Raw genomic sequence first — 20,667 nt, 5'->3', positions numbered from 1 at the left:
GTCGATAGCGCCGTATGCGGGAAGGGGGACGTTCGCGAAGTAGGGCACGGGGTATGCGAAGAGCGCCAGGCCCGTGGGGCCGTTGCCGTCGGGTGGGTCAGGCCGTGGCAATGCCGGCGCGGCGAGGTCCTTCATGTCCGGTGTGTTGGGTATCGACCCCGGCCCGCTATAGCTCGGCCCCGGCTCAAGGAACTCGGTGCTGCCATCGAACGCAGCATAGAATATCGGGAACGGAGGCGCCGCCCCTTGAGGCGCAACGTAGAACAGCTGTCCGCTTGGCGCCTGAATGGCAACATAGAGGTCAACGCTCGTCGGCGGGCCCAGGTAGGATAACGAGGCGCGTCCTTTTAGCGCGTCCGGCGCGGCGTCAGCTTCCAGATGAAAGGACTCCTCCGCCAGCAGAACGCTTATGCCTCGCTCAGTCGATACCCAGATGTTCCCATAAGAGTCCTCATCTATGTCGTTGATCTCCCCAGAGCACAGCCCGTCGGTGGTCGAATAGAACTGAACCTGCTCGTCCCCGTCGATACTCAGAAGCCCGGGCTGATAGTGGTATGAATCCGCTTCGTACTGCAGGCCCTGGCACCACTTGCGATTCTGACTATCGACAAAGAGGGGAGCTGCTGCGCCGCATCCGCCGAGGTCAGCCTTGTACCATCGCCTTGTTACCCTCCCGTTCGCGATTTCAGTGATATAGCCACATGTGGCCCAGACAACATCGTCGTCATCGACAACGATCGCGCTGTATTCGCATCCGAGCTCGTACTTCCTCTCTTTCTCGCCGTCCCAAGAACGAATCCCCGCATAATCGTAGGGCGGGTCCTCATAGCTGCTACCACAGGACACCCAAAGCACGCCTTTGCTGTCCAGAGCCACGTCACTTATCTCCTGTCCCGACCAGTCAGGCTCATACTCCGTTATCCACCTATCTCCGTCAAAGCGCCTAACTACCCGGGCGTAATCAGACACATAGCAGACGGCGAGCACCTGACCATCCGGGCCTATCTTAACCTCGCTTACTCGCCGGGCCGGCAGGGACTCGTCCCAGTCTCGCCCGTCGAACCGGTACGCGCCCTCGTCCGTCCCGAACCAGACATCACCGTCCGGCGCGCATGCCATCGAGTTGATCTTGTCCGGAAGCTCACGCCGGCCAGGCCAGAGAATGTCAACGTCACCACCATCCCAACGCGTGAGATAGCGCGGGACCGTATACCACTTCTTGAGGGAGGTAAACCACACGCTTCCTCCATCGTCTATGCACAGCCGCTCCGCGATTGTACCCACAACTGGGTCAAACGCCCAGAACGACTCAAGGCTCTGGCCATCGTAGCGGATGAGGAAAGGGCGCTCCTCGTTCTGATCAGTTAATACAGAACTAGGAAGAACCCACGCGGCGTTGCTCGCGTCAAACCTCAGGTCCTCTACTCGACCACCAATATCTAAAAAAGACGGCCATACGTTCCGGTAAACTCGCCAGACGCCGTCCTTGGACAGACTCGCTGCGTCGCCATGATCTTCCCAGTCACCATATATCCGTCCAACAACCCATTTGGTGCTGCTATTGTCAACGCGGACAAGTTGAACCCAGGTCCACTTGTCACCGTTGGGGAATCTGTAAGATGTGTATGATTGGTCCTCAAAACGCCATAGGCCGTCGCCGTTTGCCAGCCAGGCGCCGTGACCTCTATCGGCCGCTAGCCGAAAGAAATACCAATCCTGGATCGGCGTGTCTGTAACCTCCACATCAAAGCCGTCGAATGTATATACTCTCTCCCGGATAATCGACCAGGCTTTGCCTTGCGACGCATCCAGCTCCGAATCGTAGAGCTCAGGGGCAGACTGATAATACGGCAGGCTCCAACTTCGGAAAGAAGTGCCGTCAAACCGCATCATGTCTGCCCCGTACAAGAACCAGACGTAGCCTAGTTCGTCCGCGGCGATATTATAGACGTTCATTGCGGAGTATCCCGACTGCCACTGAATTCCATCGAACTCCAGCAGGCCCACCGTGGAGTTACCATAAAGGTCTTCGTGGGAAGCCCATAAGACGCCTCGGGAGTCGATGGCAATGTGCGCTATTGCGCAGGAGCCACGTGAGTCGGCGGGCGTGAACTTCAGCCTCTCGCCCGTTTCTGGATTAAACCGGACCAATCCGCCGGTTGTCCCGATCCAGACCAACCCGTTGTGAAGCGCCAGGCAGTTCATTAGGTTACCGGACGTGTAGTTGATCACAACCGGCTCGGCGCTCACTTGGGTCCAAAGGGAATAGCCTACCAGCAAACATGCACACAACATTAGCCCCACCTTCACAGTTAGCCTTCGATCCATTAACCAAATCGACATGTCGCATTCTCCTCAAGAGTTTATATCGTTTTGAAGAATCACCACGTAATTGGGCCATCATTCCCCGAAGGACCGTGCGGCCAAAGCGTCCGGCATCTCGCACCAGCCGGGCCCGGATCTGGGCCAACTTCCTTCCACGCGCAGCTGTAGCCTTGGTCTGGATCCCCGAACTTCTCCGTCGCCATCTGCCAGGCTGCGAGCATCTGGTCCGTCATAATCCAGAACGATATCCTGTAGCCAGTCTGGCCATAGTCATCGTCGTAGAAGTAGCTGCTGATATGCGCCTTTAGATCGGCGTTCAGTATCATGGCCCTCCTTGAGGCAATAGTAACGCCTCACGTTGCGACTTTCAACAGGAGACGAGGCCCCAAAATCAAATTAAGGGCAAGAGCGTTCAAAAGATGAACATGTTTAGCGGCTCCCAACAGGCGATGATTTGGACCGTGGTGGGTTCGTGGGTTCCACCCGTTTGGCACTTTGGAGTGCGGTCGCTCGGCGCCGCACTCCAAATGGATGCCGCTCGCTTGGCTCAATCTGATTATTGAGGGGAGGCGAAACTACCTTTACTTGGGGTTGCGAGGTCAATAGAATACAGTCTGGTTGACCGGTGCGTCCGCTCATAGCCTCTGAGTTCGGGCTTGGGCTGCGCGGAGCGGTCTTGATACTGTGCCCAGCGTTGATTTTGCTAGAGGTTTCGTGTAACGGTGAATAACGTGAAGAAGATCATTGCAAGTGGGAATCGGGCGTCTGGAAGGCTTCACATTGGGCATCTGAAGCTCTTGGAATACTGGGCCTCGCTCCAGGACGAATACGAGTGCTTCTACTTCATTGCTGACCTTCACGCTCTCACCACGGAGTATCAGGACACTGGGATGGTGGCTGAATACAGCAGGGATATATTCATCGACTGGCTTTCTGCCGGCCTCGACCCAAGAAAAAGCCACCTGTTCGTGCAGTCTCAGATTCCGGCGCACTCGGAGCTCTACGTCCTGTTCTCGATGTTCTCTAATCTGGGTCGGCTCTATCGCGTCCCAACTTACAAAGAGCGGCTCCGCGAGGACGCCACGCACTCACTGATTACGCTCGGATTTCTTGGGTATCCTGTCCTTCAGGCCGCGGACATCCTTCTGTATCGGGCTGACGCGGTTCCCGTAGGGCTTGACCAGGCCTCGCACGTTGAGCTAACGCGCGAGGTGGCTCGGCACTTCAATCGCCTCTATGGAGAAGTGTTCCCAGTCCCAAAAACCATCTTGAACAAGGCACCGAACCTGCCGGGGACGGACGGCCGCAAGATGAGCAAGTCCTACAACAACTGCATCTATATCTCTGACGGTCCCGACGTGATCCGAAATAAGATCGCGACCATGTTCAGCAATCCCGAGCGAAAGAGGCGTTCCGACCCTGGCGATGCCGAGAAGTGCAACGTGTATGAGTTCCACAAGAGCTTCACGGACCCAGAGACCCAGGCCAGGATCAAGGGCGAGTGCGCTGACGCCTCGATTGGGTGCGTTGACTGCAAGAAGATTCTTGCCGAAAACATGATCGAGGCTCTGCAAAAGCCGCAGGAGGTCAGGAAGCGGATCGAGCGAGAGCCAGCCTACTTGAACGAGGTGTTCCGGAAGGGCCGGGAGGAGGCAACCGCGGCGGCTGAGGCAACGATGCTAAAGGTTAGAACGGCAGTGGGCCTGTGGTAGTAGGGCTGAGCGCTCCAGAGGGTTCGGAGTTTCGCGTTCAGGTTCAGGACTACTCCGGGCCGCTGGACCTGTTCGTTTATCTCGTGAAACAGGAAGAACTCGATCTGCTGGCGGTCTCGGTTCTTCGCATCGTCAAGGGCCTTGCCAAGTTCATCTCAAAACAATCCCCGAGCCTCGACTCTGCTGGCGAGGCAATGCTGCTGACCGCGGACCTGGTCTATCTCAAGTCTTGCCTTCTGTTGCCTGGGACACCTGGCGAGGAAGCCCAGGACGACCTTCCGGAACCCTCGTCCGTGCTCGTGCAGCGGATTCTTCAGTATGAGGAGGCGCGGGCAATGGCGCAGGGGCTTTCGGAACAGCAGGAGCGCAGGCGAGCACTGTGGTTCTCTGGGGATTCAAGCAAATACAGCGAGACAGAGGAGAACGACATAGTCGGCGCTAGCGTCGTGGACCTCGCACTTTCATTCATGGGAATGTTGACGCGGGATGAGGTAAATCAGGTTCAATACATCTCGCGGGAGAGGTATTCGATAGCAGAAACGGTTATGAAAATGGTCCAGATATTGAAGGGCAAGCCGTCGGTTTCAATGCGGGAGGTTTTCTCGCAAGCCCAAGACCTCGAGGAGAAGCTGGCGTTCTTTCTCGCGCTGTTGGAGCTCGTAAAGTTCTCGCTGGTGGCGGCCCTTCAGCGTAGGAACTCCTTTAACATACGGCTCAAGTTGCTGGCCGATGCGGATGTGGAACAGCTTCGGTTGAAGCTCGCAGTCGGGCCCCAAAGCGGCTCGCACAAGCTCGCGCCGGTCTAGGGGTCTTTCGAGATAAGGCTTAAGTCCATTGACCAATCATGACGGATCAAACCTGGCTCAAACCTCCTCGGTTGATGCGAGCACGTTGCGCATGATCGTGGAGGCGGTCCTGTTCGTGGCGACCGACCCGGTGTCGCACGAGCAGCTTGTTGGGCTGTTTGGGCAGAAGGTCGCTAGGGAACAAGTAGCAAATGCGCTTTCGTCGCTCTGGGAGCAATATGAGAAGGCTGATGGCGCACTTCAGGTCGTCGAGATAGGCGGGGGGTTCAAAATGACAACTCGCGCGCAGCTTGCCCCGTGGATAGAGAAGTTCTTCACAAAAAGACGCAAACTATCGCTATCAAGAGCGAGTTTGGAGGTTGTCTCCATAGTGGCTTATCAGCAACCAGTTACGATTTCACAGATTGACTACGTGCGAGGCGTCGATTCGGCCGGCGTGGTTCGGGGTCTTCTCAAGCTCGGTCTCATCACGGTCACGGGCCGGAAGAAAGGCCCAGGTAGGGCGCTCTTGCTGGGTACGACGGACAAGTTCCTTGATCATTTCGGGCTTTCGAGTTTGGATGCGCTGCCCAGGCCGGAGGAGTTGGGCAATCTCAGCGGCGTCAATCAAATGCTTGATGAATAGAATGGGACTAGGGGATGTATAGATTGAGCAAAGATGACTTGAATGAGTATCGGCGGCTGGTCGATTTGTTCAAGGACAAGAGCATTATGGTCGTCGGCGATCTGATGGTCGATCAATACATGTGGGGCGAGGTCTCTCGCGTGTCGCAGGAGGCTCCGGTGCCGATTGTCCTGATCAACAAGCGCAGTTTTCGACTAGGAGGCGCCTGCAATGTTGCCAATAACATCGCGATGCTTGGCGCACGTGCGTTTCCAGTTGGCGTGGTGGGTGAGGATTACAAGGCGATGTTACTGCGAGACATGCTCGCCGAGCACGATATCGCCGACGACGGCTTAATACATGACGCCGGCAGGACGACAACCACGAAGACGCGCGTAGTGGCCCGAGGCCAGCAGATCGTTCGCTACGATGAGGAGAGCACCGAGTCGCTTCAGGCCGGGGTAAAGACTAAGGTCCTTGAGTTCGTCAAGAAGACGATCGACCAAGTTGACGCTGTGATTATCGAGGATTACGGCAAAGGTGTAATCTGTCCAGACCTCACCGGGGAGGTGCTGGCTATCGCGCGGGAAAAAGGGAAGATAATCTCGGTCGATCCCAAAGACGAGCACTTCCTGCTCTACAAGAACGTCAGCGTGATGACGCCTAACGTTCACGAGGTCGCAACGTTCTGGGGCAAGAGAATAAACAACTTTGACGAGCTTGCGGATGCCGCCCGCAAGCTGCTCGAAGAGACGCACTCGGAGGCGATCTTAGTTACACGCGGCGAGCACGGGATGTTCCTTGTGCACAATGTAGGTGAACCCGTGACCATTGATACAGTTGCGAAAGAGGTTTACGACGTAACCGGGGCGGGTGACACAGTGATAGCTGTTCTCACGCTTGCGCTTTGTGCGGGCGCCTCGATGGAACGGGCGGCTCGACTTGCGAATTATGCGGCGGGTGTTGTCGTAAGCGAGATTGGCGCCGCAACCGTTACTGCCGAGGCGTTAGTTGCCTCGTTGGTTAGTGATTCGGAACTTGGTCTGGGGGATTAGTGATGGCAAGAAGCGTAGTACTAATCCCTGCAAGATACTCATCGACCAGGTTTCCGGGCAAGATTCTGACAGAGATTCTCGGCAAGCCGATGATAATGTGGGTTTACGAGCGTGCGGGCCTGGTCTCGTTGGCGGATGATGTGATCGTAGCCACTGACGACCTGAGGATATTTAACGCTGTGAAGGACTTCGGGGGAAAGGCCCTAATGACTTCGGATTCGCATCAAAGCGGCTCGGACAGAATAGCCGAGGCGGCGCTGAGCCTCGACTGCGACATCGTGGTGAACGTGCAGGGCGATGAGCCGCTTCTCGATCCCGAGGCTGTCGATCTTTGCATACAGGAGCTGTTGCAGGACCCCGGCCAAGAGACAGTAACGTTGCGAACTCCGATTCGTGGTGTTGACGAGCTTTTCGACCCCAATACCGTAAAGCTCGTGTGCTCCGCCGATGACTACGTGTTGTACTTCTCTCGCTCGCCAATACCGTGCGTGGCCGAGCTGGCCGATGCCTTCAAGAAAGGGTCTCTGCCCAAAAAGCGTTTCAGAAGTTGCGATATAACGTTTTACAAGCACATTGGTGTCTATGCCTACCGTAAAGATTTCCTGATACGGCTCTCACAGATGGCGCAGACACCATTGGAGCGCGCCGAGAGGCTGGAACAGCTGCGCATTCTGGAGAACGGCTACCCCATCAAGGCACTTCTGACCAAGTCGCCGATGAAAAACGTGGATGTGCCCGAGGATGTGCCAGAGGTCGAAAGGCTGCTGAGGCAGCTACATTTCCCACAATCACCCTAGGAGCTAGTGTGGTCAAGAGAAAAATCACGAAATACATATTCGTTACCGGTGGTGTCGTATCGTCGCTGGGGAAAGGACTTGCGGCTGCCTCAATAGGGCGCATTTTAGAGAGCCGTGGCTTCAGGGTAACGCTCATCAAGCTCGACCCTTACATCAACGTTGATCCCGGAACGATGAACCCGTTCCAGCACGGCGAGGTCTATGTAACTGAGGACGGGGCTGAGACGGACCTCGATCTGGGGCACTACATGCGCTTCACGAACGCCAGGTTCACGAAGAAGAATAACGTTACAGCCGGCCAGGTTTACTACTCCGTCATAAACAAGGAACGACGAGGAGAATACCTCGGCGGAACAGTCCAGGTCATCCCCCACATTACCGATGAGATCAAGCGTCGGATTCGTGCGCTTGCACGAGGTAACGACATCGTGATTGTGGAGATCGGTGGGACGGTCGGCGACATCGAGGGCTTGCCTTTTCTTGAGGCAGTTCGGCAGTTCAAGTTCGATATGAAGGCAGAGCACGTGCTTTATGTTCACCTCACGCTGATCCCGTATATCAAGGCCGCTGGCGAGCTCAAGACCAAGCCGACGCAGCACAGCGTTAAAACGCTCAGCCAGATCGGCATCCAGCCGGACATACTGCTCTGCCGGACCGAGACATCCCTTCCCAAGGAGCTCAAGAAAAAAATCGCGCTCTTCTGCAACGTTGATCAGGAGGCCGTAATCGCGGCCAAGGACGTCGAGTGCATTTACGAGGTCCCGCTGATTTTTGAGCAAGATGGCCTTGGCAACGCAATCGTAACACGATTGAACCTTCCCAAAAGAAGGCCCAATCTTTCACAGTGGGAGGAAATGGTTCGGGTAATGACGTCAGCCCCAGAGGGCCCGACGGTCGCTATAGTCGGCAAGTATGTCCTGCTGAAAGATTCCTACAAGAGCCTGCTCGAGGCGTTTGCGCACGGCGGCTACGCCAACGGCGTCCGCGTCAGGCTGAAGATGGTTGACGCGGAGGATGTCGAGCGCGATGGGCCGGAGAGATGGCTTGCCGACGTTGACGGCCTCATGGTTCCGGGCGGCTTTGGCAAGCGAGGCATCGAGGGCATGATCAGCGCCATTCGATACGCCCGAACCACCGAGCGACCCTTCTTCGGCATCTGCCTTGGGATGCAGTGTGCGGTGATAGAGTTCGCCAGGAACGTCTGCAACCTGCCCGGCGCAAACAGCACCGAGTTCGACAGCGACACGCAGTATCCGGTCATCTATTTCATGCCCGAACAGCGCAGGGTCAGGAAGAAAGGCGCCTCGATGAGGCTAGGGGCAATGCAGTGTACTCTGGTCAAGGGGACGCTCGCACAGTCGATTTACGGCGAGGATGTCATCTTGGAGCGCCATAGACACCGATACGAGATCAATAGCGAGTTCTTCCCCCTTCTCGCCAAATATCGAATGGTTACCTCAGGCTTCTACGAGAAGAAAAACCTCGTCGAGATAGTCGAGCTGCCCGACCATCCGTGGTTCTTGGCCGTGCAGTTTCATCCTGAGTGGTGCTCAAAGCCCGACAGGCCGCACCCGCTCTTCACGTCGTTCACGGCTGCGATGCTCAAGTTCCGCCAGCGCTAGTCGCCCGCTCGATGAGCATTGAGGGCTGAAGTTCCCACTGCTCCTGCGTAATGGTGTCGAACATTTGGCCACTTTCCGAATCGATGAGCGCGGCCACGAAGCGATATATTCCAGTCTGGGCAGTCTCTGGTACAGTCATCTCAAAGATCGGCGAGAACTGGCACCTGGCATGGCACAGCAGGAGGTAGTCTGTTAGCAGTGGCACGGGCATCGTGCTGAAGTTCGGCAGGAAAAGGACCGAGCCGTCCGGCGTTAGAAGCGCTACATAGGCATCGACCGTAGTATGCATGCCACGATTTACGAGACTACCGTAGAGCACGAGATGCTCACCTCTCTGATACGTCGCCTTGTCCGTCCTGAGGCAGACAAATGGCATCCCGTCGATCGGCTCATCGAGTAGGTGCGTAAGGCCCCTGTTGGTGGCGACCCACTTGCCGCCGTTTCTGTCGATTGCGATGTCGAACACAGTGTCGCCACAGAGCCCATCGATCCCGAAGTAGGACACGAATCTCTCGCCGTCGAAGCTGCTGATGCCACGGCCTGTTCCCAGCCAGAAGACGCGGCCCGGCACCGGTGTAATCGTGCTCACGAAGTTGGAGGCAACGCCATCACTTGCGTAATACTGCTGAAGCTCCGAACCATCAAAGAAGGTCAATCCGAAGGCCGAACCGAAGAGCCAAAGCCCCTCGGGCGCAATCTCTATCTCGAGAATGAGATTGTCCAAAAGGCCGTCCTTTCTCCCGTAGGTGGCAAACTTTCCGTCTAAGAGCCTCGTTGCCCCGTTGGGCGTCCCGAACCACACACCTCCTGCCCCGTCGAATGCCACATCGAACACGCAGTCATCGCTCATGCCGTCGTCGGTCGTGAAACTCACCCAACTGTGTCCCTCAAGCCTGCTTGCCCCGAACCTTGTGCCAGCCCACACCTCGCCCCCAGGGCTTTCGGCAAGACAGAAAACCAAATTGTCCGCAAGCCCGTCGTCTGCCGTGAACCAATCGAAGGACTTATCGAGCATCCGCCCCACACCGCCCGCAGTCCCCACCCAGACAGCGCTATCGCTACCCCGCATCACATCGTTGACCAACGTGTTCCGCATCCCATCATCCACGCCGAACCAGCGCCTCGACCCATCGCTTTTGAGCTGGCAGAGTCCATCGTTTGTTCCGAGCCACTTGTTGTCGTCGGCGTCCACGGCTATCGCCCTCACAACTTGCTCACGCAGCGCTCCCTCAATCGTTACGGGAACGAAGGTCTCCCCATCATAGACGCACAGCCCGCCGTCGGTCGTCCCGATCCAGGTCATGCCGTCGTCGTCAACGACAACCGAGGAGACGTCGTTGCCAGCAAGGCCATCCTCCGTCGTAAAGGTCCGCCATCTGTCATCCTGCCTCATCGAGACGCCGCGGCGCGTCCCAAACCATTCGCGGCCGAGCCTGTCCCACTTGATCATTTTGATCTTCGGGTCAGGCACGTAGTAACTGCCTCGGAACGTCGTGAACCCCCACTGGTCCATCATCGTCAAACCATAGAGCGTGCCGAACCATTTCAGGCCGTCCGCCGATGCACCCACTGCGAAGACGCAGTTGTCCGCCAACCCGTCAAAGAGCCTTATCTTCTCCCACGCCTCGCCATCAAAGCGCCCCACACCCCCTTGATACGTCCCGAACCACATAACGCCATCACTATCTACTGCGATCGACGTAACCCAGTTCCCAGCGAGGCCGTCGTCAGTAGTGTATGTTCTCCACTCGCCGTCATCAAGAACCGAGGCGCCGTTCGTCGTCCCGACCCAGACCCGCCCCGACCTATCCTGTGTTGTGCAATAGACCCAGGGTGAGCCTAAGACCTCCGGCCTGGCCGCCCACCAAAAATACCGACCGTCGAAACGAACCAGCCCCCAGCCGCCGGTCCCAATCCAAAGCGCCCCGTCCTCGGCCCGCCAAAGCGACTTGATGAAGTTGCACGGCAGCCCGTCTGTCGTCCTGAAAACTCGATAGGTCAGGTCACGCCTCGAGACGCGGACGAGCCCACCCGCCGTCCCCGCCCACACGTAGTCCCCGTCCGAGGCGAGGCAGTTGACGATGTTGGGATTCGTCCAGCTCTCAAACTCCGCAGCCGACGCGGGAATCGCGAGCACCAAAATGCACTGGGCCAGAGCGAGGCTCGCAGCACACAAAATGGAGAATTGACTTCGGTCTGTCACAGCGTCCTCGATGCTAGCTGGAATATCCTGCTACCTGCACAGTGTTGCAGCAGCAAGGATACATCTTCTAGGGCGCGCACCTCAATTCACTTTGCGTCTTGAATGGACGCACGGCCGGGCATTCTAATTGGAGGGCTCGCCGCCTTCCAGAAATTCGGCTTCTCTAATGCCGACACATCAAAAGCCTCTTATTTACAATGCCTCACGAGCTTTCCAGTGCCGTTCTCCGCCAGGTTCGAGGCATGGAGGAGCTACCACAAGGCGTTCCGGAAAACAATCAAGACCCAGCCCTGCTGGTGAACGTAATCCGCGGGCGGTGCTTCTGTCGCACCGGTGATCGCCTCCATGAGTGAGTCGTCCGCGCCTATCTCGTTCGCCCGGAGCACGATCTGCTCGTGGAGGTCATGGGTCCCAGTTCCAGTCCGGATGGCATGGGCAATCGCCATCTCGGAATCATCTGTCGGCTGACCGGCAATGGTGTTCCAGGTCCCACCATCAACCAATTCCCGGACACCATTCGGGTATTCCCGTCAAATCTGCTCCGGTGTCTGAAATTCCACCAGGCTGCCGAGCGCATCCCCCGCTAGTTGACCGAGCAGGCACACTTGGGCGCGAATAACAGATGTGCTGCATTTACAGGTCATCACTACTCTTTGCGCGCGCTTTGAATGGTGTTCGTATGCACCTATCTAACTTTCGATGAACGTACGAAACCATGGTCAATAGATCGATGGCATCCTGCTCATCTAAGGGCCAAACTGCTTTTGGTGCATGTGCATGTGGGTTCCGAAATACACCAAATATTCCTTTTAATAAGTTCACAAATCCCTTCTGTTCAGATTGTTCACTGTCGGTTTCAAGTTTATTCAACGCCAATAGTGGATGTTTAACAGAAAACGCTTCGTCAACTAGGATAGCTCCATCAGTGGTCAGGCCGGTATTATTCCTGACTCGCTCGGCGACGCTCTTGGCCGCCTCCAACACAGCATGGAAATAGTTGTCTTGTATGAGCTCTGAACGGCAATACTGAAGCACTTCATGATGAACATTTCGCCCCTGCAATTTGTGACGAAGGGTTCTTGCCCGCTCTTCCGCTTCGCTCAAGGTTGATGCTGCAGAAACTCTCTCTAGTTGACCCCTTTGGTTTAGTGACAATCCGGAAAAGGCCAGCGTTTTGTTCAGATCAGCTCGCAATGATTCAAATCTATCAGGCCTGTCAACAAAACGAACTGGGTCCATAACTGACTCTATAAACGAGCATATGGCATTTGCACATTGGTCTTGCTTTTGCTGACCGAAAAGAGTTGAGCGAATCCGCCGCCACTTTGTGTCCGATTCGGACGGACGCTCCACGATTCGACATTGACGTAGAATTGGTTCGATTTCACCACCGGTTACAGCTTCTCCCAAAACTCTGGATATCTGTTCAATAGCATTTGCAGTGAATACTGGAATAGTCTTGTTCATAATCCCAGCCTTCCTGCCACGTCCTCATAATCCGGGTCTTCAGTGTAGAGCTTCTCGAGTTCGCTGCGTGACCGCTGCGGTTGGCCGAGGTCCTCATAGACCCAAGCCCTTCCAGACCTGAGCGCGCTAAGAAGCTGCTCGGGCCGACCCTTCTCCCGGCACAATGCACCCGTCAGAGTCTCCCGCGCCGCATCCAGTAGATACACGTCCCTCATGTTGCCTGCACGTCCTTGAACAAAAAAGTCTTACTTCGCCAAGGCTACGGCGGACAAGCTCCCTCAAAACATGATGTGCAACTAACCTTCTCCGCGGCTATGACGGACAAGAGTTCCCTGTTTCAAAAATGAATGGGCTGGCTTGCCAGCCGTAGCGGTGGAAGACACTTCCACTGCGAAGGTTGGAGGCGGGGGGAATCGAACCCCCGTCCAAGAACCGTCCGAACAATGCCTCTACATGCGTAGCCCGCGTTCTGGTCTCGCGCACCGGCAAGCCCACGGGCGGGCGTCCGGGCGCCAGCCTCACTTGGATTTCGCGCGGGCGCCATGAGGCGCAATGCCCGCGCTAGCCTTATAGTTTTAGCGCCTCACCCGGGCTCACAGGCTTTGCCCAGGGGACGCGGCCACAGCTTTAAGCGGCCAGTGCTAAGTTGTCGACGTTTGTTACGTCTTGCCCACCGTTTTACGAGAGAGGCGGGATCTCGTCATGCAGCTTCATTCGGAAGCGACCCCTGTCGAACCCAATCGCCCCCGGCGCAACAACAATAGTCCCAATCCCACATTTATGCAACGAAAGAGCAAAGCCGCTGGCGGATTGCTTCTGATCTGCGCAAAGGAATTAGTCGAGCTTCTTCTTGCGCGAGCGGAAGTATCGAGGCACGCTATACCACCGAATCTACATTGATATAGGCAGGTCAAACGTGATACAATGCGTAGCTAACGCATCAGGAGAATGATCTTCGTGGACAAGACGGTCTGCCGCGGTACCGGAGGCCCCTACACGACGGGGATGTGCTTTATATGGCATTTTATTTATCGTAACTGTGCGGGGCCGCCGCCGGCCAGGCTGGGTCTGCGAACTTAATAGCTTGGGAGGATGAGAGGATGAAGAGGATTTTGTTGCTGGCGGCGTTGATCTTTTTGATGGCTGCCACTGGTTTGTATGCGGATTTTCACATGGACACGAGCCTTGCCGATTCCGACGCATCGTTCATCGGCGAGGCGGAAAAGGATACGGCGGGCGGTTGTGTCTCAAACGTCGGCGATATCAACGGCGACGGTTACGATGACTTCGCCATCGTGTCGCTGCCCAATGGCACGTACGCTGGTCAAACGTATCTGTTCTTTGGCAAGGCGTCTGGCTGGGCGATGGACACCAGCCTTGCGGACGTGGACGCATCGTTCTTAGGCGAGGCGGTGCAGGACCGCGCGGGCGCATCAGTCTCTGGCGCCGGCGATGTGAATGGAGACGGGTTCAACGACTTCATCATTGGGGCGCCCCCCAAGGGCGAGGGCGCTAGCGCTGGTCAGGCCTATCTAATCTTTGGCAAGGCGTCTGGCTGGGCGATGGATACCAGCCTTGCTAACGCCGATGCGTCCTTCATAGGCGAGGCGGCTGGCGATGGCGCGGGGAGCGCAGTCTCCGGCGTCGGCGACGTAAACGGGGACGGCTTTGACGATATGATCGTCGCCGCGCCGAACAACAGCGAGGCGGCCGAATACGGTGGTCAGACATATCTGATTCTCGGCAAGGCATCAGGCTGGGCGATGAACACCAGCCTCGCTGACGCCGATGCATCGTTTTTGAGCGAGGCAAAATGGGATTCCGCTGGATACTCGGTCTCTGGCGTCGGCGACATCAACGGCGACGGCTTCGATGACTTTATCATCGGGGCGCCCTACAACGGCGAGGCCGGCAGCGTCCAGGCGGGTCAAACATATCTGATTCTCGGCAAGGCGTCTGGCTGGGCGATGGATGCCAGCCTATCTAATTCCGACGCATCGTTCACTGGGGAGCTGCAAATCAATTCCGCAGGCTACTCCGTGTCTGGCGCCGGCGATGTGAACGGTGACGGTAACGACGACTTTGTCATCGGGGCTTGGTCTAACAGTGAAGCTGGTGATTTGGCTGGTCAGGCGTATCTGATCTTTGGCAAGGCGTCGGGTTGGGCTATGCGTACCAGCCTTGCGAACGCAGACGCATCATTCCTAGGCGAGGCGAAATTGGATTCCGCGGGATACTCGGTCTCTGGCGCGGGCGATGTGAACGGCGACGGCCTCGACGACCTTATCATCGGGGCGCATACCAACAACGAGGGCGGCGAACACGCCGGTCAAGCATATCTTATCTTCGGCGAGAGCGCAGGGCCGCCCCCCGGAATCGCAGTGGATGTCTCGACTGATTCCGATAGCTACCAATTCAGAGACACTCTCGAGATCGACGTCAGTGTTACGAACAGCAGCTTGTCCGTGCTGGCGGACCTCTTCGTGGTTTTAACCTTCGACCTCGGCGGGCCTGAGGAGAGGCACTGGTCGGCTTCTGCGACGGGCGAATGGACCGAGGGGATCTCCTATTACGATACCGGCGTGCTGGTGGAGACGGGGCACGACGAGACGACGCGAGTCTTAGCAACGCCTCTGCCCTGCCAGGTCCCGATGATAGCCAAGTCCGGCGATTACACAGTTCGGATGGTTGCCTGCCAGATGGGGACTCTTGACTTTGTGTCCAATCTGGCCGTCTTTACCTTCTCGCTTGCGGGGGACCCGTTTGTGGGCATCTCGACGGACAAAGAGGCTTATTCTCCGGCAGGTAACACTATCACGATTTCGCTCGACGTCGCCCTGCCCTACTACTCGATGACGGCGGACTTCTACGTGGTTCTGCTGGGGCCGGACGGGGGGTTCTGGTCGCCGACTGATTTCGGGGTCGATCCGATGTGGCTGGCGGGGGTCTATCCGCTCCTATCGGCCTTCCCGACGCCGGCCGACTGGAATCTTGAGTTCGACGCGTTCATGGTCAATCTGCCCACCGGGACGCCGTTCGACGCCGTTGGCCAGTTCACGCTCTTCTCCGCGCTCGTTGAGCCGGGCACGCTCACGCCATTCTCCGATATTGGCGGGGCCACATTCACGCTGCAATAATCTCAGCGGCGCGTAGCAGTGCGAAGCAGGTCTCTTTGACCGACCCTGATAGTCGTTTCGCAGAAAACGAACCGCCAAATCCTTACCTCAACACACGTGAATACTTTCGGGACAGCCTCCTAGCCCCGCCCTTTCTGACGGAAACCACCAATGAACACCAATGGCAGGATTCTCTGCCCGGCGTTCTTCGTGTTTCTTGGCGTCCTTCGCGGATAGCTGATCTGATGTCAGCTTGATCCAAGAAGGGCACTAAGGGCAAGGCCTGCCTTGAAAAGATCGCCGCCTGTGTTACTGTCGTGCAGATTCCTCATTGGTCATCTGGGATGGGATCGGGCTGACACTTAAGGAGGTCAAGGAATTGGGCAGGAAGGCCAGCGTCATGTTCTCGGGCGGCGTTGATTCGACGCTTGTGGCCTGCCTCTTGCTCGATAAGTTCGACGCCGTCCAGCTGATAACGTTCGACTACGGGGCGGACCTCTTTCTTAGGAACGCTCGGAAATCCGCCCGCCGGCTGATCGACCTCTTCGGGCCAGAGCGAGTCAGGCACGATCTTGTGAACATCCGCAAGTGGTGGCTGGCATCCCAGGTGCGAAATGCGAGGCAGTTCAACCTGGTCTGTATGAGCTGTAAACTGGTCATGCACACTCGGGCGATCTGCTACTGCCTCGAGAACGACATCTTTGCCCACTCGGACGGCTCGATGCGGGCACAGGGACAGCACCCTGAGCAGATGGAGGGCACGTTGAAAGTTCTGCACGACTACTACATGGATTACTACATCGACTTCACCAGCCCCGCCTACGAGTTCTCAACCGAGGCGGAGGACGCGAGGCTCGCCGAACTAGGCATCGATTTCGGCACCCGCGTCCGTGTCCCAGGTGCAAAAGGCTCCCACATCCACAAGCAGCCGTTCTGTCTCTTCGCGTTCTTCGATGTGCTGTTTTCCGACAATCCGTTCTATCCACACAGGCAAGAGGATGTCCTTGAGCACCTGAAGAAGAACTTGCCCTGGGCAAAGAAGCTCATCGACTCTTATTTCGAGGATAAGGGACTGGAGCTATCCAAAATACTCGCCAAGAGGAGGCAATGGCTTGACACAGGAGCGCCCGGTGAAGACTAAGAAGTGCACCATCCTTAGGTTCCTCTGGGTGAGCATTCTCTTCGGGGGCGCAGGCTTTTGTGCTCTGACCTTTCTCGTCATCAGAGACCCACGATGGTTTGCGCTTTACTGGCGCGTGATGCGGTTCTTCGCGAGCCTTCCCTCGGCGCTGATTAGGACGAAACGCAAGACAGCAGGAAGCTAGCAGTGAAAGGACAGAAGCATGGAGTATGATGTCAACGGTGTGCGGAAAGAGTTCCCTGGGATTGGACAGAGCTTCAACGGCAAGCCTCTTGTCTATCTCGATAGCGCATGCACGACAGCGATCTGCCAGGCGGCCATCGACGAGCAGCTGCGCTACTACACGCAGTTTCCCGGATGCGTCGGCCGCGCAGACCATAGATTCGGGCAGCTTGCGACCGATGCTTGGGAGCGGTCCCGTGAGACGATCGCGAGCTTCCTGAATGCCAGCTCCGCAAAGGAGATCGTCATCACAAAGAACACTACGGAGGCGATCAACCTCATCGCGGGGTCATACCCGTTCGAGAACAACGACTGCGTGTTGATCTCAGATTTCGAGCACAACTCAAACACGCTGCCCTGGCTCTGCCTCGAACAGAAAGGACGGATTAGGCTCTCATTCGTCAGGACAAGGCCCGATTCGACGTTCGACTTCGATGCCTTCCAAGAGGCCCTGGAAGTTGAGAGGCCCAGGCTTGTCAGCGTGCTGCACAAATCAAACTTGACTGGAACCGAGTTCCCGATTCGCGAGATCGCGAACGCTGCACACGAGCAGGGCGCCATCGTCATCGTTGACGCCGCCCAAAGCCCACTCACGCACAAGCTCGACGTTCAAGACTGGGACTGTGATTTTCTCGCATTCTCGTCACACAAGGCTCTCGGCCCGTCGGGTGTCGGCGTCCTTTACGGTAAGTTTCACCTACTGAAGAAACTCGGCCACTTCCTAGTTGGAGGCGGAACAGCCCTATGGATATCCAGAAGAAAGGGCCCAATTTACACCGAACTGCCTCAACGTCTTGAGGCTGGCTTGCAGAACTGCCCCGGCGTCATGGGCCTCGCAGCAGCCCTCGGAACGATCCAATCGATCGGGCAGGAGAACATCAACTCCCACGTCATCTCATTGAACGAGTTTGCGACCGAAAGGCTGCTCAGAATACCCAGAATCTCAATCATCGGCCCGCAGGACGCTCGCAAGCGCGGCACCATACTGTCTTTCCGGGTCGAGGGGATAGACGCTCGCAAGGTCGCCAAGCGACTCAACGACGAGTTCAACGTCATGGTTCGCGCGGGCAAGAACTGCGTCCATTACTGGTTCAGCACCCGTGGAGGGGACGACGTTGTCCGCGCATCGTTCGGACCATATACCAACATAGAGGAATGCGAGGCGCTCTGCGAAGCGATGGAGCACATCGCCAAGTAGCGCCCAGCATCCAACGGTTCAATGTTTGAGGTCAGCACTTGAGGAAGTTCACCCGTTCAAGGGCCTACGGCAAGACAATGCGCGCACATTGCGCAGCGGCAAACCTCGAATAATACGGGGGACTATCGTGTCGCAGAAATCATTACATATCAGGCCAACTTCCAGTCTCGTTCGGAAGGTTCTCTTCGACACCATAGCAACAAACGTCCCAGGCGCCTCGTTTCTGGACCTCTTCGCCGGGACCGGCTCGGTTGGGCTCGAGGCGCTTCGCAGGGGCGCCTCGTCGGGCACGTTTGTGGAGAGCGACCGGGCAGTCCTGAGGGTGCTTCGCTCGAACATTGACTTGGCGGGGGCCGAGGCGTCCTGCAAGGTATTCCCTATGGATGCTATCTCATTCCTCAAGCGAAGATGCGACCTGCCCGAGTTCGACATCATTTTCGCCGATCCACCTTATGAAAAGGGCTATCTCTCGATACTTGTCCACATCCTTTTTCATCGTGAGCGCTTGCCGAGACGGGCGTTAGTAATTCAGGTGTCGAGGCGCGAGCTGCTAGGAGTTGAGCTGCCAGTAGGCTTTCCAATTCGAGAGAAGAAGATCGGCGATACCATCCTCTTGCTGGCGGCAGGTCACGCAGTTGCAGGCGCGGTTGCCGGACGCGCCGCAAGCAAAGTCCAATAGTAACATCCCGCTGGGCCGGCGATGGAGTCGGCAAGCTCGCTAATCCAGCCTCACCTCGGCCGTCGCGACGTTTGAGGTGACGATCTCCTCGTCAGTCGGCGGGGCGTTGACGTCGATATAAGTTGTATAGACGGAGTAGCGTATCCTGTCCATTGACGGTAGCACGAACTGAACATATTCGAACGAGTAGCGGAACGTCTCCTGTGGCTGAAACTCGTGATAGACGCTTATATGGTCTTGCAGGGGGATGGGTTCATCCTCTCCCTCGCGCAGATACTCTGCCTTGAGGTGCAGCATCGCATCGTTTCTTATGATCCGCAGGTTGTCGAACTCTATCTCCACCTGAACCGTCCGGTCCTCGGTCGCCCGCGCCTCAACCCGCGCCTCATACGGCATCGGGATCAGCTCGGGATCGGGCGTCCATTTCACAACCGCTTTGTCCGTGGCGAACCAAAGAGCGCCGCCCTCCGTGACAGTCATTGAGGGGAGAGCAAGCCGATTAGGCGAGCCGGACGAGCCGGACGTGCCGACTTCCTTCGAGAGGCTCCGGACGACGTCCGGGTCTTGAGTCTGGAACGACCACAAGGCTACCATAAAGGCAGGATCCGTTTCCGTGTCTGAGCCGAGAACCCACAACCCTCGCCAGTCCAGGGCCAAGCAATCGATCGACACTCCCTCAAGCCAAGGAACAGAAATGGCTTCCCACCTTTTGCAGTCCAGTTGCAGCAACCCGGGAGCCTGGCTGGGAGTTTCCCGGCAATTCACCCAGGAATAATCGTGCTCACCGGCAGGTATACACCAACCAACAGACCACAAATCAGACCGGTCTATGTCCCAGATCTGCCAGCTCGGGATGCGGATCAATCTAACCACCCAAGAAGAATAGACCATCAGATAATCACCCGATATGCACTGGGGCTCAGGTATCCTCTCGTCTCCGTAGGGCCAAGGAGGGGCATACACACGCGCTACGCAACGCATATCATCGCAGGAAGGGTCGCAATATGCATAAACTCCCGCGTAATAGCTCGGGGTCCAAGTAAAGAACAGATAGTGCTTGCCACGCCATGCATCTATTGCAATCAGCCAGGAGTCGGTAGCCCAAGAGCCGCTGAATTGTTGCGATATATGGAGGCCTTCTCTGTCCCAATAGCCGTTCGTGTAAGTCTGGTAACTAGGGCAGGTTCTAAACCACACCTTGCCGTCCGGGCCCTGGGCTATCATCGCTACGAATCCCTGCTCTTCAGCTGCACCCAGTATGCTCCATCCGTCGCCGTCGAATACCGACGTGTAGTCCGCCCCGACCGCCACAATACTCCCGTCATCGAAGCGTCCAAGCCCCATCGTGTCCACGACCTCCGGCGTGTCTTCATACCGCCAATACGTCAGGTCCCCATCGACAACCTGGGCATTTGCGATGATGGAAACGGACAGAGCGGCGGCGCAGAGAAGATACAATACGGCATTGGTTCTTGTGGTTGTTCTCACGGTTTTGCCCCTTTCATGTTATCGATTGTGACTCTCCCGCAAATCTATATGGCGATAGTGCAATGATCCTCAGTCCAGCGTCACCTCGGCCGTCGCGACGTTCGAGGTGATGATCTCCTCGTCAGTCGGCGGGGCATTGACGTCGATGTCCGTGGTATAGACGGAGTAACGTATCCTGTCCACCGAAGGCAGGACGGAGGGCGCATACGCCAACGAGTAGCGGAACGTCTCC

Annotated in this window: 18 protein-coding genes and 1 other RNA gene; 11 read left to right on the top strand and 8 right to left on the bottom strand. The window is 56.8% G+C overall.

Annotation, left to right across the window (positions count from 1 at the left end; translation table 11 throughout):
* Together VM163_06675 and VM163_06670 are read right to left on the bottom strand one after the other, a co-directional pair.
* A partial coding sequence (locus VM163_06675) for a two-component regulator propeller domain-containing protein (GenBank protein HUT03557.1) occupies positions 1–2,343 on the bottom strand: 2,343 nt, incomplete at its 3' end.
* A 38-nt stretch (positions 2,344–2,381) separates the two neighbouring features.
* Positions 2,382–2,651, bottom strand: coding sequence for a hypothetical protein (locus VM163_06670; GenBank protein ID HUT03556.1), 270 nt, complete (start codon positions 2,649–2,651; stop codon positions 2,382–2,384).
* Between the two features lie 405 nt (positions 2,652–3,056).
* On the opposite strand from VM163_06670, the gene trpS reads away from it, so the two are divergent.
* The 6 genes from trpS to VM163_06640 are packed head-to-tail and all read left to right on the top strand — an operon-like array spanning position 3,057 to position 8,921.
* Positions 3,057–4,037: a tryptophan--tRNA ligase gene (gene trpS, locus VM163_06665; GenBank protein HUT03555.1), complete on the top strand. Its 981-nt coding sequence runs from the start codon at positions 3,057–3,059 to the stop codon at positions 4,035–4,037.
* Positions 4,031–4,843, top strand: a complete 813-nt coding sequence (locus VM163_06660) for a segregation/condensation protein A (protein ID HUT03554.1) — start codon at positions 4,031–4,033, stop codon at positions 4,841–4,843. Before trpS ends, VM163_06660 begins: the two co-directional genes overlap by 7 nt.
* Before the next feature lie 28 nt (positions 4,844–4,871).
* Positions 4,872–5,468: an SMC-Scp complex subunit ScpB gene (gene scpB / locus VM163_06655; GenBank protein HUT03553.1), complete on the top strand. Its 597-nt coding sequence runs from the start codon at positions 4,872–4,874 to the stop codon at positions 5,466–5,468.
* Between the two features lie 23 nt (positions 5,469–5,491).
* Complete coding sequence (gene rfaE1, locus VM163_06650; GenBank protein ID HUT03552.1) at positions 5,492–6,502, top strand: D-glycero-beta-D-manno-heptose-7-phosphate kinase; 1,011 nt, start codon at positions 5,492–5,494, stop codon at positions 6,500–6,502.
* Between the two features lie 2 nt (positions 6,503–6,504).
* A complete protein-coding gene (gene kdsB / locus VM163_06645; protein HUT03551.1) occupies positions 6,505–7,299 on the top strand; it encodes a 3-deoxy-manno-octulosonate cytidylyltransferase in 795 nt (264 codons plus the stop codon).
* An 8-nt stretch (positions 7,300–7,307) separates the two neighbouring features.
* Entirely contained in the window at positions 7,308–8,921 is a 1,614-nt protein-coding gene (locus VM163_06640) for a CTP synthase (GenBank protein HUT03550.1), read from the top strand.
* On the opposite strand, the gene VM163_06635 is transcribed toward VM163_06640, so the two are convergent.
* The 5 genes from VM163_06635 to ssrA all read right to left on the bottom strand — a co-directional run bounded on the left by VM163_06635 (position 8,902) and on the right by ssrA (position 13,339).
* Positions 8,902–11,124 carry a two-component regulator propeller domain-containing protein gene (locus tag VM163_06635; GenBank protein HUT03549.1) on the bottom strand — a complete coding sequence of 741 codons (2,223 nt, stop codon included), beginning with the start codon at positions 11,122–11,124 and terminating at the stop codon, positions 8,902–8,904. The two genes, VM163_06640 and VM163_06635, sit on opposite strands and share 20 nt — an antisense overlap.
* Positions 11,125–11,375: 251 nt before the next feature.
* Entirely contained in the window at positions 11,376–11,627 is a 252-nt protein-coding gene (locus VM163_06630) for a hypothetical protein (GenBank protein HUT03548.1), read from the bottom strand.
* Positions 11,628–11,757: 130 nt separating this feature from the next.
* Positions 11,758–12,591, bottom strand: a complete 834-nt coding sequence (locus VM163_06625; protein HUT03547.1) for a TIGR02391 family protein — start codon at positions 12,589–12,591, stop codon at positions 11,758–11,760.
* Complete coding sequence (locus VM163_06620; protein HUT03546.1) at positions 12,588–12,806, bottom strand: hypothetical protein; 219 nt, start codon at positions 12,804–12,806, stop codon at positions 12,588–12,590. Before VM163_06620 ends, VM163_06625 begins: the two co-directional genes overlap by 4 nt.
* Positions 12,807–12,986: 180 nt before the next feature.
* Positions 12,987–13,339, bottom strand: a transfer-messenger RNA (tmRNA) gene (gene ssrA, locus VM163_06615).
* A gap of 352 nt (positions 13,340–13,691) precedes the next feature.
* Between ssrA and VM163_06610 the strand changes: the two genes are divergently transcribed.
* The 5 genes from VM163_06610 (at position 13,692) to VM163_06590 (ending at position 18,947) form a co-directional block, all read left to right on the top strand.
* Positions 13,692–15,728 (top strand): integrin alpha, encoded by a 2,037-nt coding sequence (locus VM163_06610; GenBank protein ID HUT03545.1) that lies wholly within the window; start codon positions 13,692–13,694, stop codon positions 15,726–15,728.
* A gap of 310 nt (positions 15,729–16,038) precedes the next feature.
* Positions 16,039–16,848 (top strand): 7-cyano-7-deazaguanine synthase, encoded by an 810-nt coding sequence (locus VM163_06605; protein ID HUT03544.1) that lies wholly within the window; start codon positions 16,039–16,041, stop codon positions 16,846–16,848.
* Complete coding sequence (locus tag VM163_06600) at positions 16,838–17,032, top strand: hypothetical protein (GenBank protein ID HUT03543.1); 195 nt, start codon at positions 16,838–16,840, stop codon at positions 17,030–17,032. Before VM163_06605 ends, VM163_06600 begins: the two co-directional genes overlap by 11 nt.
* An 18-nt stretch (positions 17,033–17,050) precedes the next feature.
* Positions 17,051–18,268: an aminotransferase class V-fold PLP-dependent enzyme gene (locus VM163_06595; protein ID HUT03542.1), complete on the top strand. Its 1,218-nt coding sequence runs from the start codon at positions 17,051–17,053 to the stop codon at positions 18,266–18,268.
* Positions 18,269–18,395: 127 nt separating this feature from the next.
* Entirely contained in the window at positions 18,396–18,947 is a 552-nt protein-coding gene (locus VM163_06590) for an RsmD family RNA methyltransferase (GenBank protein HUT03541.1), read from the top strand.
* Positions 18,948–18,986: 39 nt separating this feature from the next.
* Here the strand turns inward: VM163_06590 and VM163_06585 are convergent, their stop codons facing one another.
* Positions 18,987–20,435: a hypothetical protein gene (locus tag VM163_06585; GenBank protein HUT03540.1), complete on the bottom strand. Its 1,449-nt coding sequence runs from the start codon at positions 20,433–20,435 to the stop codon at positions 18,987–18,989.
* Positions 20,436–20,667: the final 232 nt, after the last annotated feature.

The organism is bacterium, from assembly GCA_035527515.1.
Classification (GTDB): Bacteria; B130-G9; B130-G9; order B130-G9; family B130-G9; genus B130-G9.
The sequence above is the reverse complement of the archived record's forward strand: the minus strand, read 5'-3'. Positions and strand labels throughout refer to the sequence as shown.

Bases quoted from the DNA above. Each gene is read 5' to 3' on its own strand.
- VM163_06625 (HUT03547.1), bottom strand. From the start codon at position 12,591: ATGAACAAGACTATTCCAGTATTCACTGCAAATGCTATTGAACAGATA.
- VM163_06620 (HUT03546.1), bottom strand. From the start codon at position 12,806: ATGAGGGACGTGTATCTACTGGATGCGGCGCGGGAGACTCTGACGGGT.
- VM163_06595 (HUT03542.1), top strand. From the start codon at position 17,051: ATGGAGTATGATGTCAACGGTGTGCGGAAAGAGTTCCCTGGGATTGGA.
- kdsB (HUT03551.1), top strand. From the start codon at position 6,505: ATGGCAAGAAGCGTAGTACTAATCCCTGCAAGATACTCATCGACCAGG.
- VM163_06670 (HUT03556.1), bottom strand. From the start codon at position 2,651: ATGATACTGAACGCCGATCTAAAGGCGCATATCAGCAGCTACTTCTAC.
- VM163_06610 (HUT03545.1), top strand. From the start codon at position 13,692: ATGAAGAGGATTTTGTTGCTGGCGGCGTTGATCTTTTTGATGGCTGCC.